The sequence below is a fragment of the Neobacillus pocheonensis genome, assembly GCF_050477905.1.
In the GTDB taxonomy this organism is placed as follows: domain Bacteria; phylum Bacillota; class Bacilli; order Bacillales; family Cytobacillaceae; genus Neobacillus; species Neobacillus pocheonensis_A.
Map to the genome: position 1 here is coordinate 235491 of NZ_JBCNAD010000007.1, position 17356 is coordinate 252846.

Here is a 17356-nt window from a genome sequence, read left to right on the forward strand (position 1 = left end):
TTTAATGAGGTTAAGGAGGAAAGTAAATGGAGGGTGCAGTTGAAAAAGTAATCGAAATGCAGGGATATAAACTCCATGTTATCGAAACGGATAAGTATAAAACCAACACATTTGTTTGGAGGATGAAAGCTCCGTTAACAAAAGAGGATGTCACAAAAAGGGCTTTGCTTCCACATGTATTACAGAGCAGCACGGCAAAGTATTCTACAACAACAGCACTTCGGTCCTATTTAGATGATTTATACGGGGCCACCCTTTTCGTGGATTTAGCGAAAAAAGGTGAATACCATGTCATGAGTTTCTCATTAGAAATCGCTAATGAAAAATTTTTAAGTGAATCTGAACCCTTATTAAAAAAGGGATTCGAATTATTAGCAGAAGTATTAACGAAACCAAACACTTCTGGTAATGCTTTTGATAAAGTTACAGTAGATAAAGAGAAGCGAACATTAAAGCAAAGGATTCAATCCGTCTACGATGATAAAATGCGTTATTCTAACGTCCGTCTTTTAGAAGAAATGTGCAAAGGGGAAGCGTATGCTCTCCAAGTGAACGGAGAAGCAGCAGAAGTAGAAGCGATTACCCCAGAAAACTTATTCGAGTTTTATCAAAATGTCTTCTTAGAAGATGAAATGGATCTTTACGTTATTGGTGATGTTAAAGAAGAAGAAGTAAAAAAAATCGCTTCTGAATTGCTTCATTTTGAAAACCGTACACCTAAGGAAATTGAAAAACGGGAAGTATCTAAAAAAGAAGAAGTCAATGTGGTGAAAGAGCAGCAGGATATAAAGCAAGGAAAATTAAATATGGGCTACCGAACCAATATTGTCTATGGTGATCCTGATTATTTTGCCTTGCAGGTCTTTAATGGCATTTTTGGAGGCTTTTCACATTCAAAACTGTTTATTAATGTAAGAGAAAAAGCAAGTCTAGCCTATTATGCTGCCAGCCGGCTTGAAAGTCACAAAGGTTTGATGATGGTTATGTCCGGTATCGATTTAAAGAATTATGACCAAGCTGTTGGAATCATCAATGAACAAATGGAAGCCATGAAAAAAGGAGATTTCACTGATCAAGAGTTAGACCAAACGAAAGCAGTTATTCAAAACCAAATTCTCGAAACCATTGATACCTCTAGGGGGTTAACAGAGATTTTATATCATAATGTATTAGCTCATACTGAGATTAATCTCGACACATGGCTTACTGAAATGCAAAAAACCACGAAGGATGAGATAATTGCGGTTGCGAAAAAAATAGAGCTGGATACGATATATTTCCTAACAGGATCGGAGGCGGGCGAATAGTGGAGAAAATAAATTTTGACCAACTTCAAGAAGAGCTATTTCATGAAAAATTGCCCAATGGGCTAAATGTCTATATTTTACCAAAAAAGGGCTTTAATAAAACCTATGCCACCTTTACTACAAAGTATGGGTCTGTCGATAACAATTTTGTTCCAATCGGGAAAAATGAGTATGTTAAAGTACCTGATGGGATTGCACACTTTTTAGAGCATAAGCTATTTGAAAAAGAGGACGGCGATGTTTTTCAGCAATTTAGCCGGCAAGGGGCTTCAGCAAATGCGTTTACATCGTTTACAAGAACAGCATATTTGTTCTCAAGTACATCCGATGTCGAAAAAAACCTAGAAACTCTGGTTGATTTTGTTCAAGATCCTTATTTTTCTGAAAAAACAGTAGAGAAAGAAAAAGGAATTATTGGTCAAGAAATTACTATGTACGATGATAATCCTGACTGGCGCTTATATTTTGGATTAATTCAAAATCTTTACCAAAACCATCCAGTGAAAATTGATATTGCCGGTACGATTGAATCCATCTCTCATATTACCAAGGATTGGCTTTATGAGTGTTATAACACTTTCTATCATCCGAGCAACATGCTGCTATTCATTGTTGGTCCTGTTGACCCTGAAAGCTTTATGAATCAAGTACGAGAGAACCAAGCGAAAAAAGACTACAAGGAAATGCCAGAAATTAAGCGTAAATTTGACGAAGAGCCATCAGGTGCATCAGAGAAAAAACAGGTGCTGCCAATGAATGTGCAGACGTCAAAATGCCTTGTGGGCATAAAAGCACTGCATGTGGATCAATCAGGTAATGAAATGCTAAAGAATGAATTAACGATGAATGTTTTGCTTGATTTACTGTTCGGCAAAAGCTCAGCTAATTTTGAACAGCTCTATAATGATGGATTAATTGACGAAACGTTTTCCTATGATTATACGCAGGAACAAGGCTTTGGTTTTGCCATGATTGGCGGGGATACAGGCGAACCGGACCAGCTTGCGGAAAGATTGAAAAAAATGCTTATAGAGGCAAAGAATGGAACATCATTTACGGAAGAGCAGTTAGCGAGGGCTAAAAAGAAGAAAATTGGTGCGTTTTTAAGAGCCGTTAATTCCCCTGAATACATTGCTAATCAATTTACAAGATACGCATTCAACGATATGAATTTATTTGATGTTGTCCCAACACTTGAAAAAATCACCTTAGAGGATGTACAATCACTGGCATCCGAGGTTATATCGGAAGAACGTTTTTCTATTTGTCAGGTCATTCCAAAGGGGAAATAATTTTTAGCGGAAGCGCCAGCGGGTAGCAGGCGCTTTTCGCTGTGTTAATGTTTATAGAAAGAAAGAGTGAATCGAATGAAAAAATATGCATTGATAACGGGAGCAAGTGGAGGAATTGGACAAGCAGTAGCATATAACCTTGCAGCAAAAGGATATAACTTATATTTGCATTACAATCAGAATGAAGAATCAATACGAGTTTTATTAGACATGCTCTCCCCCTTTGGCGGTGAGTATATGCCGATAAGTGCTGATCTGGCCACTTCAGATGGATATAAAAGGGTGTTCCCTCATATCTTTTCTCTTGATGCAATCGTGCATTGTAGTGGTAATAGTCAGTATGGACTGTTAATGGATTTGGAGCAAAAAGAAGCAGAGGCTTTAATGAATGTTCATGTTTTAAATCCTCTTATGATAACAAAAGAACTCCTTCCGAAATTATTAAGTAAGGGGTCAGGAAGTATTGTGGTTATTACCTCAATCTGGGGCCAAACTGGAGCGGCCTGTGAAGTAGCTTATTCAACAGCTAAGGGGGCCCAGATTGCTTTCGTAAAGTCTCTTAGTAAAGAAGTTGCCTTAAATGGCATTCGTGTAAATGCGATTGCTCCTGGAGCGATAAATACACCAATGATGGAAGGATTTTCACAGGATGAAGTGGATGGAATTACAGATGAAATTCCAATGGGAAGACTTGGTCAGCCTGACGAGATCGCAAAAGCTGTGGCCTTTTTGCTGTCTGAGGATTCAAGCTATATCACCGGGCAAATCCTTGCCATTAATGGCGGTTGGTACACATAAAATTCACAAGTTTATATGAATAGTTCATGCCTCTACATCGCAAAATAATCTTGTACTATTCTAAAGGAGGTAAAATGATGTCTGTTTTAGATAACTGGAAACAGTGGGAAGACTTTTTAGCTGATCGCCTTCATCATGCACAAAATGAAGGAATGAGTGAGGGAGCAGTTAGCAACCTTGCATTTCAAATTGGTGATTATTTAGCCAACCAAGTAGAGCCAAAAAATGAGCAAGAAAGAATTCTTTCAGACCTCTGGTCAGTGGCTGACAAACAAGAGCAGCAGGCGATCGCAAATATGATGGTTAAACTTATTAAGAATAATGGGTAATCGTTAAAAAGAGAGGAGGCTGCTCCTCTCTTTTTCGTTCTGAAATTAATGGTGACAAAACTCCATGTTTTTTCTTTCATCTTGCATCAAAATCATTTATGATAAGGTTTAGATATAGAGATTTGAAAAAATTGTCGAAACTTCTTTAGGGGGTTAATATATTTATGAAAAAAGAATGGTACTTAGAATATGAGATTCAAAAAAATCGTCCGGGTCTTTTAGGTGACATTTCATCCCTCCTAGGAATGCTTTCTATTAATATTGTAACGATTAATGGAGTAGATGAAGGAAGACGCGGTCTCTTGATTTTAGCAAAAGATGATGATCAAATTAAACGACTTGAGTCAATTTTAAATACAATGGACACAATAAAATTAATCAAACTAAGAGAACCAAAACTCCGAGACCGTCTGGCAGTGAGACACGGCCGATATATTCAAAGAGATGCAGATGATAAGAAAACATTCCGCTTTGTAAGGGATGAACTTGGATTATTAGTTGATTTTATGGCAGAATTGTTTAAGCAGGAAGGTCATAAGCTAATCGGCATTCGCGGCATGCCTCGTGTCGGCAAAACAGAATCGATTGTTGCCTCAAGTGTTTGTGCCAATAAGAGGTGGTTATTTGTCTCTTCTACCCTCTTAAAACAAACGATTCGAAATCAGCTTATTGAAGATGAGTACAATGCTGATAACCTATTCATCCTGGATGGCATTGTTTCCACCCGACGTGCAAATGAACGTCATTGGCAGCTTGTTCGTGAGATTATGCGATTACCTTCTGTTAAAGTAATAGAGCATCCAGATATTTTCGTCCAAAATTCAGAGTACACACTCGATGATTTTGACTATATTATCGAACTGAGGAATAATGTTGAGGAAGAAATTACATATGAGGTAGTGGATCAAAATAATTTGTTCTCCGGATCTGATTTTGGAGATTTTGATTTTTAAAAATTGGAAGGTGTTAAAAAAGTGACTGAACTAGGGAATCGACTTAAAGAAGCCCGAATAGAAAAAGGATTTAGCTTAGATGATTTACAAACAATGACTAAAATTCAAAAGCGTTATTTAATTGGCATTGAAGAAGGTAACTATTCAAGCATGCCTGGGAATTTTTATGTGCGGGCCTTCATTAAGCAATATGCAGAAGCACTTAATCTCAATCCCGATGAAATTTTTGAAACGTATAAAAGTGAAATCCCTGCAAGCTACAACGAGGAATTACCTCAGCAATTATCAAGGGTAAAAACTCATAAATCGATTTCGGAAGGGAACTCAAAAATCTTTGACATCCTTCCCAAAGTTTTAATAGGTGTTTTTGTTCTAGGCGTTGCAGGTCTACTTTATTATTTCTTATATAATCATGCAGGCAGTGATTCCAATGAATCTGTTGGCAAGGATAACGAACAGGTAAAATTCGTGCAATCAGAAAATCTCGAAAAAGCCAAAGCTAATGAGTTGGAAAAGCAAAATACTGAAAAAGAAACTAAAAAAGAAGAAGAAAAAACACCTGTCGTGGAAGCACCAAAGCAAGAAATAACAGTTGTTCAAAGCCAAGGAAGAAATTCTACTTATTCCTTAAAAAACGCTGATAAATTTGTAGTGAAATTAGTTGCTACTGGAAAATCATGGGTAGGTGTAAAGAATAGCACTGGAAAAATGATTTATCAATGGACGCTAGATAAAGATAAAGTTCCAAGCCAAACAGTAGATTTAACAGCAGAAACCAATCCTGTTATTCGGGTCGGTAACGCTGCTGGTGTTGAAATCTACGTTAATGATCAAAAGCTTGAGTATGCAGTGGCACCAACTCAAAATGTTCAGAACATCACGATTCAATATGTTCCTAAAACCCAATAGTCATCTGATTTGATGACTATTTTTGGCTTGCCTAACAGTCACTCGCTTTCTTATAGGAGGATACACAAATGAATTTACCTAATAAAATAACCGTATCAAGAATTTTGCTTATTCCATTGTTCTTGATTGTCATGCTTGTCCCATTTGATTGGGGAAACATGAATTTACTTGGCGCAGATATGCCGGTAAAACATTTTGTTGGAGCATTGATTTTCATCATCGCCTCAACAACCGATTGGATTGACGGTCATTATGCCCGTAAATTAAACCTTGTTACAAATATGGGGAAATTTCTTGATCCGCTTGCTGATAAATTACTTGTTTCAGCAGCACTTATAGTCCTAGTAGAGCTTAATGGTGTCTATGCACCATCCTGGATCGTCATCATTATTATTAGCAGGGAATTTGCTGTTACCGGCCTTCGTCTCCTGCTTGCAGGAGAAGGAGAGGTAGTAGCTGCCAATATGCTTGGAAAAATTAAAACCTGGGCACAGATTATCGCTATTTCTTCCCTTTTATTACATAATATTATTTTTGCGCTAATTCCATTTCGTTTTGATATAGTGGCGTTATGGGTTGCAATGATTTTTACAATATGGTCTGGTTGGGATTATTTTGCCAAAAACAGCCATGTGTTGAAAAATTCTAAATAGTCATTGGGGGCGGTTTACGATGAATGCTGAGATTATCGCTGTTGGCTCGGAACTGTTACTAGGTCAGATTGTGAATACAAACGCTCGCTTTTTGTCTCAGCAATTAGCTGGACTCGGTGTGGATGTTTATTTTCATACAGTCGTCGGCGATAACCCGGACAGGCTTAAGTCCGCGATTGAAATTGCCGAGATACGTTCGCAAATTATCATTTTCACTGGCGGTCTTGGACCGACTAAGGATGATTTGACGAAGGAAACAATTGCTCGGCATCTGGGTAACGAGCTAGTGATGGATGAATCGGCACTGGCATCCATAGAGGATTATTTCAAGCGGACAAACCGTGTGATGACGGAAAACAACCGCAAGCAAGCCCTAGTATTGGCAGGGTCCCATATTCTACCAAATGATCATGGTATGGCACCTGGGATGGTACTTGAAAAGGGTGAGCATATTTATATGCTTCTGCCAGGGCCGCCTAAGGAAATGGAGCCAATGTTCCTTCAATATGGCCGTAAGGCACTTTCTGGTGATAGCGATTCGAATGAACAAATTTTTTCGCGTGTGCTGCGTTTTTTCGGAATCGGGGAAGCTGCTTTGGAAACGGAAATTTTGGATTTAATCGATGCCCAAAGCAATCCTACGATTGCTCCTCTTGCAGGGGATGGTGAGGTTACCTTAAGGTTGACGGCGAAACATCAAGATCAAAAGGTTGCCGAGTCTATGCTTGATGAAGTGGAGGGCAAGATTAATCAGCGTGTTGGTGAGTTTTTGTATGGGTATGATAATACTTCATTATTGAATGAACTGACGAAAATTTTAAAAGAAAAGAAGTTGACGATTACCGCTGCTGAGAGTTTAACAGGCGGGATGTTCCAAAAGGAAATTACCTCTGTACCGGGGGCAAGTTCTGTTTTTGAGGGCGGGGTTGTTTGTTACTCAAATGAGGTGAAGCAGCAGGTTTTGAAGGTTTCCGCTGAAACGCTTGATAAGTTTGGTGCAGTTAGTGAGCAATGTGCTTTGGAATTGGCGGAAAATGCTGCGTCGATTTTTGGTGCTGATATTGGAATAAGCTTTACCGGTGTGGCAGGTCCTGATGAGTTGGAGGGAAAGCCAGTCGGAACGGTTTATATTGGTCTAGCGATTAAGGGATTTCCGACCATTGCTGAAAAAATCGTGTTAGCAGGAACTCGGGAGGCAAATAGAGTTCGTGCGGTGAAATATGGCTGCTATTATTTATTGAAAAAATTGAAAGAATCACAGAATGCTTAATTGGTGTTCTGTGGTTTTTTTATTGGGAAATCTTTTTTAAAATTTACGTCGAAACTAAGAGTTATAGGCCACAGGAATGGTGAAGGAAAAGGGGGAACGGGTAGCCAAGAGGAGTCATTGGCTACCGGAATGGTAAAGGAAGAGTGGGAACGGGTAGGCAAGAGGAGTCATTGGCGACCGGAATGGTAAAGGAAAAGAGTAATCGGTAGCCAATGGCTAGGAAATGCTAAATCCCCCCTAATTAAGGTTTCAGATTAATTAAGGAAAAGACCTTTTCTCTGAAAATTCATCATGAAAAGGATCTTTTAGTGGGTATTTTTGTCTGCTCTTCCAATATAAATAGTCTAGAAAAAGGTCGAATGAATGTTCGATTTTTTGCTCGACAAATACCATAAAAGAGGTTATATTATTAATAGGTTTTATTTAATAGATTAAGGCAATAAGCTTGTGTTTATATAGATAAGGGAGGAAATAATTCGTGAGTGATCGTAAAGCGGCCTTAGAAATGGCGCTAAAACAAATCGAAAAGCAATTTGGTAAAGGTTCAATAATGAAAATGGGAGAGCAAACAGAAACGCGAATTTCTACAGTTCCGAGTGGCTCATTAGCACTTGATACTGCGCTTGGTGTCGGCGGATATCCAAGGGGACGGATTATCGAAATATATGGACCGGAGAGCTCAGGTAAAACAACCGTTGCCCTACATGCAATTGCAGAGGTCCAAGCAAAAGGCGGACAAGCAGCATTTATCGACGCTGAGCATGCACTTGATCCAACTTATGCACAAAAATTAGGTGTCAACATTGATGAGTTATTATTATCCCAGCCTGATACAGGTGAACAAGCTCTTGAAATTGCTGAGGCACTAGTACGAAGCGGTGCAGTCGATATTATTGTTATTGACTCCGTTGCTGCATTAGTACCAAAAGCGGAAATCGAAGGTGAAATGGGAGACGCTCATGTAGGTTTACAAGCCCGTTTGATGTCACAAGCACTTCGTAAACTATCAGGTGCAATCAATAAATCAAAAACAATTGCTGTCTTTATAAACCAGATTCGTGAAAAGGTGGGTGTCATGTTCGGAAACCCCGAGACGACTCCAGGAGGCCGCGCCCTCAAGTTCTATTCCACCATCCGTCTAGAAGTACGCCGTGCTGAAACACTAAAGCAAGGCACTGAAATGGTCGGAAACAAGACGAAAATTAAAGTTGTTAAGAACAAAGTTGCGCCTCCATTCCGTACAGCAGAAGTCGATATTATGTATGGAGAAGGAATTTCTAAAGAAGGCGAAACTATCGATTTAGGCTCCGAATTAGATATCGTTTTAAAAAGTGGTTCTTGGTATTCTTATAACGATGAAAGACTTGGCCAGGGACGTGAAAATGCGAAACTATACCTAAAGGAAAACCCTAGTGTGCGCCTTGAAATTCAACAAAAAATCCGTGACCACTACGGTCTAGATGGAGATAAAACCATCACGGAAACTGATGACGACGATCAAATTGAGTTACTAGATTAATCAAAAAAGAGCAAAGCCCAGTGCGTTGAGGTTTTGCTCTTTTTTATAAAATGAATAAATATACAACTAAACGGATAATTATTCATATTAAAATGAGCAAAAAAAATGAATAAGCGGTGGCAAATTCGAAATATTTCAAAAAGCTAATTGGACAAAACCTTGACAATGTATATTCCCACAATTACAATTAACATGTATATTTTACATTTTTGTTAATATTACAATTGCGAAAAGCCTAGTGCTTGCTGTATGTTGAGTCTAAACAATGTACATGCCGACACTTAAAAAATGTAACAAAAGTTCATAGCAAGAGGAGGTGTAACGATGGAACCAATTACTATCATCTCCATTTTGCTTGGCCTTATCGTCGGTGCCGTTGTTGGCTATTTTATTCGTAGATCCATTGCTGAAGCAAAGATAGCAGGAGCAAAGAATGCTGCAGACCAGATTCTTGAAGACGCTAAACGTGATGCTGATTCATTAAAAAAGGAAGCCCTGTTAGAGGCAAAGGATGAAATTCACAAGCTTCGTACAGAAGCGGAACGTGAGGTTCGTGAACGAAGAAATGAACTGCAAAAACAAGAAAACCGTTTACTGCAAAGAGAAGAGAATTTAGATCGAAAGGATGAAACGTTAAATAAACGTGAAATTCTTTTAGAAAAGAAGGATGATTCTCTAAACCAAAGACAACAGCATATTGAAGAGATGGAAAGCAAAGTGGACGAGTTGGTAAAAACACAACAAACTGAACTCGAACGTATATCGAGCTTAACTCGTGAAGAAGCGAAATCGATCATAATAGATCGTATGGAACAAGAACTTTCCGTTGAGACCGCGGTCATGATTAAAGAAAGCGAAAATCGTGTGAAAGAAGAAGCTGACAAAAAAGCGAAGGAGATTCTTTCGTTAGCAATCCAACGTTGCGCAGCTGATCATGTTGCTGAAACGACCGTCTCCGTCGTCAACCTGCCAAATGACGAAATGAAGGGCCGAATCATTGGACGTGAAGGACGGAACATCCGAACTCTGGAAACGTTAACAGGAATTGACTTGATTATTGACGATACTCCTGAAGCTGTAATTCTATCAGGTTTTGATCCGATTCGTCGGGAAACAGCTCGCTTGGCTCTTGAAAAGCTTGTTCAAGATGGACGTATCCATCCTGCACGAATTGAGGAAATGGTTGAAAAATCTCGTCGTGAAGTGGATGAGTATATCCGTGAAGTCGGTGAACAAACCACTTTTGAAGTAGGGGTTCATGGGCTCCATCCAGATCTTATCAAAATTCTTGGGCGCTTAAAGTTCCGTACAAGCTACGGTCAAAATGTATTAAAGCACTCTATAGAAGTGGCACAGCTTTCTGGATTGCTTGCGGCTGAGCTTGGTCAAGATGAAACATTAGCGAGACGTGCAGGGTTGCTTCATGATATTGGTAAAGCAATTGACCATGAAGTAGAAGGAAGCCATGTTGAAATCGGGGTAGAACTTGCAACGAAATACAAGGAACATCCTGTTGTAATTAACAGTATTGCTTCTCACCATGGCGATACGGAACCAACTTCTACGATTGCCGTTTTAGTCGCTGCTGCAGATGCTTTATCTGCTGCAAGACCAGGTGCTCGTAGTGAAACGCTTGAGAACTATATTCGCCGTCTTGAAAAACTTGAAGAGATTTCAGAATCCTATGAAGGGGTTGAGAAATCCTTTGCGATTCAAGCAGGGCGTGAAGTGCGAATTATCGTTAGACCGGATACTGTTGACGATCTGGCAGCACACCGCCTAGCGCGCGATATTCGTAAGCGAATTGAAGAAGAGCTGGATTATCCAGGGCATATTAAAGTGACAGTTATCCGTGAAACACGGGCTGTTGAATACGCAAAATAAGCGGTGCACATGCACCGCTTTATTTTTTTGAACTTGCCTTGACGATTAATTACGCGGAAACTGTGATACAATTTAATCAATACCAATTTTTATTTACGAAAGGGCAATATTATGAATTTATTATTTATTGGCGATGTTGTCGGTTCACCTGGAAGGGATATGGTGAAGGAATATCTGCCAAAGCTAAAAGAAAAATATCGGCCCCATTTGACCATTATTAATGGTGAAAATGCGGCAGGTGGAAAAGGAATTACCGAAAAAATTTACCGTCAGTTTCTTGAGCAGGGTGCTCAAGCGGTGACATTAGGAAATCATGCATGGGATAATCGAGAAATTTTTGAGTTTATTGATAAAGCGAAATACTTAGTCCGACCCGCAAACTTTCCAAAAAACACCCCTGGAACAGGACTAGTTTTTCTAAAAATAAATGATCTGGAAGTGGCAATCATTAATCTGCAGGGGCGCACCTTCATGAATCCAATCGATTGCCCCTTCCAAAAAGCAGATGAGCTCGTTTCAATCGCTAAGGAAAGAACGCCATTTATATTTGTTGATTTTCATGCTGAAGTTACAAGTGAAAAACAGGCGATGGGCTGGTATTTAGACGGAAGAGTTTCTGCAGTGGTAGGGACACACACACATGTTCAGACGGCAGATAATCGTATCTTACCTGGTGGAACAGCCTATTTAACGGATGTGGGCATGACGGGGCCGTATGACGGTATTTTAGGAGTAGAAAGAGAAGCTGTTCTTAAACGGTTTCTAACTAGTTTGCCTGTTCGCTTTGAGGTTCCAACTGCGGGTAGAAACCAGTTAAGTGCCGTATTAATTGATTTGGACCGAAAAAGTGGTCAAGCGAAGAAAATCCAACCAATTTTAATCAATGACGATCACCCATTTTATTCTTAAGAGCAAATTTCACGATTTGCTCTTTTATTTTGTAATTAATAATTTCTTTTGGGCTCTGATAACACAGTGCTAGCCTTGTACTGCCTCTTTTTTTTGACCAAGCCGGAATATGTCATTTCAGAAATGAATATAGTAGCAGTGGAATGCTATATACCTGATTTGTTCATGAAACTGCTCATGCGGGATCGGGATTTTACAAGGGGGAGCTAGGGATGGAAATATTAAAAGTTTCAGCAAAATCTAATCCTAATTCTGTAGCTGGTGCACTTGCCGGAGTTCTGCGTGAAAGAGGTGCAGCGGAAATACAGGCCATTGGTGCGGGTGCATTAAATCAAGCCGTAAAGGCAGTAGCCATTGCTCGAGGATTTGTAGCACCTAGCGGAGTTGATTTGATCTGTATCCCTGCGTTTACCGATATTTTGATTGACGGGGAAGAACGCACAGCTATAAAGCTAATTGTAGAACCGCGTTAAATAAGATATCTTTTAAGCTATACGTGGGAAAATGAAAGAACCTTCCATTGCCTGACTGGTTTTATACCAGCAGGTTTTTTGTTTTTAATCTCTTAAGAATTTGGTGTTTTTTTCCATACTTCAAATCTCTGTTATCGAATTATAAAAATATTATTCTGATATATATCAAAAATCTTAAAAATTTTCATTTGGTAAGTAAATAAAAATGTGGATAAATTACTCAAACTGCATAGGAACAGGGTTTAACACGCTGTTTTACGTCAAATTTCCGATAAAGAAAATATCGAAGTTCAAATAATAAAAAAATATACATATTTTAGACAATATTTCGCGTGAAAGGGTTGCATTTTTTAGTGCATAGGTCTAGAATTGAAAGCGTTTAGTACGTATCCATTTTTCTAGATTTTAAGTCTTTAAAGCATTAAATAAACAAAATTCTAGTGATTTACTCGGAAAAGTGCTACACTATTAATGATGTAATTTACTTATTTTTACATATCCAAAGGGGTGTAAGTCATGATCAATCAACTTTCGTGGAAAGTTGGCGGACAACAAGGGGAAGGTATTGAAAGTACTGGGGAAATCTTTGCAATCGCACTGAATCGCCTAGGATATTACTTGTATGGTTATCGTCACTTTTCATCTCGTATTAAAGGCGGCCATACGAACAATAAGATTCGAGTGAGCACAACAGAAGTTCGTTCAATTTCTGACGATCTCGATATCCTCGTTGCGTTTGACCAAGAGACAATTGATTTAAACTACAAAGAACTGCACAGCCAAGGTGTAATCCTTGCAGATTCAAAATTCAATCCAAAAAAGCCTGAAGATACGGAAGCATCCATGTATGCGGTTCCATTTACAGAGATTGCTACTCAGCTAGGGACTTCTTTAATGAAGAACATGGTTGCAATTGGTGCAACATCTGCAGTCTTAGACTTAGATATTCATGTTTTTGAAGTAGTAGTTCGCGAGATTTTTGGCAAAAAAGGCGATCAAGTTGTTGCAAAGAACATGGATGCCATCAAAGCTGGCTTTGATTATATGAAAGAAAAAATGGATGCAAATGTTCCTACAATGGTACTAGAAAAAGCAGATGGCAAACACCGTATGTATATGATCGGAAATGATGCGATTGCATTAGGCGCACTTGCTGCTGGATGTCGTTTCATGGCCGCATATCCAATTACTCCTGCATCTGATATCATGGAATATTTGATTAAGAAATTACCTGCAGTTGGCGGTACTGTAATCCAGACAGAAGATGAAATTGCAGCAGCTACAATGACTATTGGAGCAAGCTACGGTGGTGTACGTGCCATTACTGCTTCTTCAGGTCCTGGATTATCTTTGAAAATGGAAGCAATTGGACTAGCTGGTATTACAGAAACTCCGCTTGTCATTGTTGACACGCAACGTGGTGGTCCATCAACAGGTCTTCCAACAAAACAAGAACAATCAGATTTAATGGCCATGATTTATGGTACACATGGTGAAATTCCGAAAATTGTTATGGCTCCAAGTACTGTACAAGAGGCTTTCTATGATACTGCTGAAGCGTTCAACCTTGCAGAAGAGTATCAATGCCCGGTCATCGTTTTATCTGACCTTCAATTATCATTAGGAAAGCAAACAGTGGAACCGCTTGATGTTTCTAAAGTGGAAATTAGACGCGGAAAGCTCGTTACTGAAGAACTTCCAGAAATTGAAAACAAAGGTTATTTTAAGCGTTACGAAGTTACAGAAGATGGTGTTTCACCACGTTCAATTCCAGGAATGAAAAATGGTATTCACCATGTTACTGGAGTTGAGCACGCTGAAACAGGTAAACCATCTGAGTCTGCAACAAATCGGAATGCTCAAATGGATAAACGTTTCCGTAAGGTGGAAAATATTCGTTTTAACACACCGGTTTATAAAAATGCGCCACACGAAGATGCAGATTTGTTAATCGTTGGTTTTAACTCAACACGCGGTGTGATTGAAGAAGCGATGGGACGCTTAGAAAAAGATGGATTGAAAGTAAACCATGCACAAATTCGTTTAATTCATCCATTCCCTTCAGACGAACTGCTTCCACTTGTTCGGTCTGCGAAAAAAGTGATTGTAGTAGAAAACAATGCGACTGGACAGTTAGCAAATATCATGAAAATGAATATTGGTCATGCTGAAAAAATTACTAAATACCTAAAATATGATGGAAATCCATTCCTACCTCACGAAGTTCATTCAAAATGTAAGGAGTTGTTCTAAATGGCCACTTTTAAAGACTTTCGAAATGATGTAAAACCGAACTGGTGCCCAGGCTGTGGCGACTTCTCTGTACAGGCTGCAATGCAACGTGCGGCGGCAAATGTTGGTTTGGTACCGGAAAATTTAGCCGTTATTTCAGGAATTGGCTGTTCAGGTCGTATCTCTGGTTATATTAATGCTTACGGTTTCCATGGAATCCATGGCCGTTCTCTTCCGATTGCCCAAGGTGTTAAAATGGCCAATCGTGATTTAACGGTTATCGCTTCCGGTGGTGACGGTGACGGATACGCAATTGGTATGGCTCACACCGTTCATGCTATTCGCCGTAACATTGACATTACATACGTTGTAATGGATAACCAAATTTATGGTTTAACAAAAGGACAAACATCTCCACGTTCGGCAGTTGGATTTAAAACAAAATCTACTCCAATGGGGTCAATCGAACAATCGATTTCACCTATGGAATTGGCTTTAACAGTAGGGGCAACCTTTGTCGCACAAAGTTTCTCTACGGATTTAAAAGACCTAACAGCATTAATTGAAGCGGGGATTAATCACAAAGGCTTCTCTTTAATCAATGTATTTAGCCCGTGCGTTACCTATAATAAAGTAAACACGTACGACTGGTTTAAAGAAAATTTAACGAAGTTAAGTGATGTTGAAGGATATGACTCATCAAACCGTGAAATGGCGATGCAGACATTAATGAAGCATAACGGCTTAGTTACTGGACTTATCTACCAAAATACGGAGCGTCAATCTTATCAGGAATTACTAACTGGTTACTCTGAAGAGCCGTTAGTAGATGCAAATCTAAATCTTGATCAAGCACACTTCGATAAATTAGTTGCAGAATTTATGTAATATGATCAAAAAATCCCGGGAAAAAGTTTTTCTCGGGATTTTTTTATTGTATTAAGTGAATTACATCACATATAAAATTACATTCTTCCATTATCATTATTATTTGGCGGCATAATTTTGATTACATATTGTCTATAAAAGAGCGTGTTTACAGGGATTGCTATTGTTTTCAAATCTGTAAACCTTTATACTATAATAATGTGCAGATAGCGTAGAAAGTATCCCTATCTATATAGCACAGGTAAAAAATAACAATTATTAATCTTATAGACGAATCTTATTTTTAGGCTGTGGAGGAGGCTTTAGGACCTCCCCACGGATAGCGAGAGCCCGGAGCGGAAATCAACATCTAAATTTAACACAGCCTATTTTTAAAAGAAAGGGGTCTTTACACATGAATGAAAAGCAACGATTAGAAGGTCAACAAGTAGCATCTGCAAATTCTTCGGACAAAAAATCCGCCAAGGATTACAGCAAGTACTTTGAGCAAGTCATTACGGCGCCTTCTTTAAAAGATGCAAAAAAGCGTGGTAAAGAAGAAGTAAAATATCATAATGATTTCTCCATTCCTGAGGAATTCAAAGGGATGGGTGAAGGCAGGAAGTTCTATATCAGAACTTATGGCTGCCAAATGAACGAGCACGATACAGAAGTAATGGCTGGAATCTTTTTAGCATTGGGCTATGAACCAACTGACAGCACAGAGGATGCCAATGTGATTCTTTTAAATACTTGTGCTATTCGTGAGAATGCGGAAAATAAAGTATTTGGCGAGCTTGGTCATTTAAAGGCCTTAAAATTGGAGAAGCCTGATTTACTGCTTGGTGTATGCGGCTGTATGTCTCAAGAGGAATCTGTTGTTAATAAAATCTTAAAAACGTATCAACAAGTGGATATGATTTTTGGTACTCATAATATTCACCGTTTACCAAACATTCTGCATGAAGCATATATGTCAAAAGAAATGGTTGTCGAAGTTTGGTCTAAAGAAGGGGACGTTATTGAAAACCTTCCAAAAGTCCGCCGTGGAAATATTAAAGCATGGGTTAACATTATGTACGGCTGTGATAAATTTTGTACGTATTGTATAGTACCGTTTACACGTGGTAAAGAAAGAAGCCGTCGTCCAGAAGAAATTATCCAAGAGGTCCGCCATTTAGCAGCACAAGGTTATCAAGAGGTAACTTTGCTTGGACAAAATGTTAATGCATATGGTAAAGATCTTGAAGGAATGAACTATGGACTTGGCGATCTAATGGAAGAACTACGTAAAATCGATATTCCTAGAATCCGTTTTACTACCAGCCATCCGCGTGATTTTGATGACCGTCTGATTGAGGTTCTTGCAAAAGGTGGAAACTTGATGGATCATATTCATCTTCCTGTACAATCTGGTTCTACCGATGTATTAAAAATAATGGCTCGTAAATATACAAGAGAGCAATATTTAGAGCTTGTTAGAAAAATTAAAGCGGCCATTCCAAATGTTGCATTAACAACAGATATTATTGTTGGCTATCCAAACGAAACGGATGAACAGTTTGAAGAAACATTGTCTCTTTATAAAGAAGTGGGTTATGAATTAGCTTATACATTTATTTACTCTCCACGGGAAGGAACACCTGCTGCCAAAATGGAGGACAACGTCCCAATGGAAGTGAAAAAAGCACGTCTTCAGCGCTTAAATGCTCTTGTGAATGAGCTTTCATTAGAAGCAATGAAAAAGCATGAGGGTCAAATTCTGGATGTACTTATCGAAGGCGAGAGCAAGAATAACTCTGATGTCCTTGCTGGTTACACTTCAAGAAATAAACTTGTTAATGTTGTAGCACCAAAAACCGCTATCGGAAAAATTATTAAAGTAAAAATTACAGAAGCAAAAACATGGTCATTAAACGGAGAAATGATCGAAGAATTAGAAGCAGCAGAGGTGAAATAGG

Annotated in this window: 15 protein-coding genes; all 15 read left to right on the top strand. The window is 38.8% G+C overall.

The window, feature by feature from the left end; all coding sequences use genetic code 11:
- Positions 1-26: 26 nt before the first annotated feature.
- The 15 genes from yfmF to miaB all read left to right on the top strand — a co-directional run bounded on the left by yfmF (position 27) and on the right by miaB (position 17355).
- Entirely contained in the window at positions 27-1307 is a 1281-nt protein-coding gene (gene yfmF / locus ABES02_RS04005; RefSeq protein ID WP_430131066.1) for an EF-P 5-aminopentanol modification-associated protein YfmF, read from the top strand.
- Complete coding sequence (gene yfmH / locus ABES02_RS04010) at positions 1307-2599, top strand: EF-P 5-aminopentanol modification-associated protein YfmH (protein WP_430131068.1); 1293 nt, start codon at positions 1307-1309, stop codon at positions 2597-2599. The genes yfmF and yfmH overlap by 1 nt, the downstream gene beginning before the upstream one ends.
- A 75-nt stretch (positions 2600-2674) precedes the next feature.
- A complete protein-coding gene (ymfI, locus tag ABES02_RS04015; RefSeq protein WP_430131071.1) occupies positions 2675-3397 on the top strand; it encodes an elongation factor P 5-aminopentanone reductase in 723 nt (240 codons plus the stop codon).
- A 77-nt stretch (positions 3398-3474) separates the two neighbouring features.
- The gene (locus ABES02_RS04020) at positions 3475-3726 is read left to right on the top strand and encodes a DUF3243 domain-containing protein (RefSeq protein ID WP_430131074.1); all 252 of its coding nucleotides are present in this window, start codon (positions 3475-3477) and stop codon (positions 3724-3726) included.
- A 164-nt stretch (positions 3727-3890) separates the two neighbouring features.
- A complete protein-coding gene (locus ABES02_RS04025; RefSeq protein WP_430131077.1) occupies positions 3891-4679 on the top strand; it encodes a DUF3388 domain-containing protein in 789 nt (262 codons plus the stop codon).
- Between the two features lie 21 nt (positions 4680-4700).
- The gene (locus tag ABES02_RS04030; RefSeq protein WP_430131080.1) at positions 4701-5588 is read left to right on the top strand and encodes a helix-turn-helix domain-containing protein; all 888 of its coding nucleotides are present in this window, start codon (positions 4701-4703) and stop codon (positions 5586-5588) included.
- Positions 5589-5656: 68 nt separating this feature from the next.
- Positions 5657-6241 carry a CDP-diacylglycerol--glycerol-3-phosphate 3-phosphatidyltransferase gene (gene pgsA, locus ABES02_RS04035; protein ID WP_430131083.1) on the top strand — a complete coding sequence of 195 codons (585 nt, stop codon included), beginning with the start codon at positions 5657-5659 and terminating at the stop codon, positions 6239-6241.
- Positions 6242-6260: 19 nt separating this feature from the next.
- Positions 6261-7511, top strand: a complete 1251-nt coding sequence (locus ABES02_RS04040) for a competence/damage-inducible protein A (protein ID WP_430131086.1) — start codon at positions 6261-6263, stop codon at positions 7509-7511.
- 478 nt (positions 7512-7989) lie between these two features.
- Positions 7990-9030, top strand: a complete 1041-nt coding sequence (gene recA / locus ABES02_RS04045; protein ID WP_430131088.1) for a recombinase RecA — start codon at positions 7990-7992, stop codon at positions 9028-9030.
- Positions 9031-9354: 324 nt separating this feature from the next.
- On the top strand, positions 9355-10914 hold the full coding sequence (gene rny, locus ABES02_RS04050) for a ribonuclease Y (protein WP_430131090.1): 1560 nt from the start codon (positions 9355-9357) through the stop codon (positions 10912-10914).
- Between the two features lie 111 nt (positions 10915-11025).
- The gene (locus tag ABES02_RS04055; protein ID WP_430131093.1) at positions 11026-11823 is read left to right on the top strand and encodes a TIGR00282 family metallophosphoesterase; all 798 of its coding nucleotides are present in this window, start codon (positions 11026-11028) and stop codon (positions 11821-11823) included.
- Between the two features lie 212 nt (positions 11824-12035).
- Entirely contained in the window at positions 12036-12296 is a 261-nt protein-coding gene (gene spoVS / locus ABES02_RS04060; RefSeq protein ID WP_003211281.1) for a stage V sporulation protein SpoVS, read from the top strand.
- 516 nt (positions 12297-12812) lie between these two features.
- Complete coding sequence (locus ABES02_RS04065) at positions 12813-14549, top strand: 2-oxoacid:acceptor oxidoreductase subunit alpha (RefSeq protein WP_430131096.1); 1737 nt, start codon at positions 12813-12815, stop codon at positions 14547-14549.
- Positions 14550-15416 carry a 2-oxoacid:ferredoxin oxidoreductase subunit beta gene (locus ABES02_RS04070; protein ID WP_430131099.1) on the top strand — a complete coding sequence of 289 codons (867 nt, stop codon included), beginning with the start codon at positions 14550-14552 and terminating at the stop codon, positions 15414-15416.
- 394 nt (positions 15417-15810) lie between these two features.
- A complete protein-coding gene (miaB, locus tag ABES02_RS04075; protein ID WP_430131102.1) occupies positions 15811-17355 on the top strand; it encodes a tRNA (N6-isopentenyl adenosine(37)-C2)-methylthiotransferase MiaB in 1545 nt (514 codons plus the stop codon).
- Position 17356 lies beyond the last annotated feature (1 nt).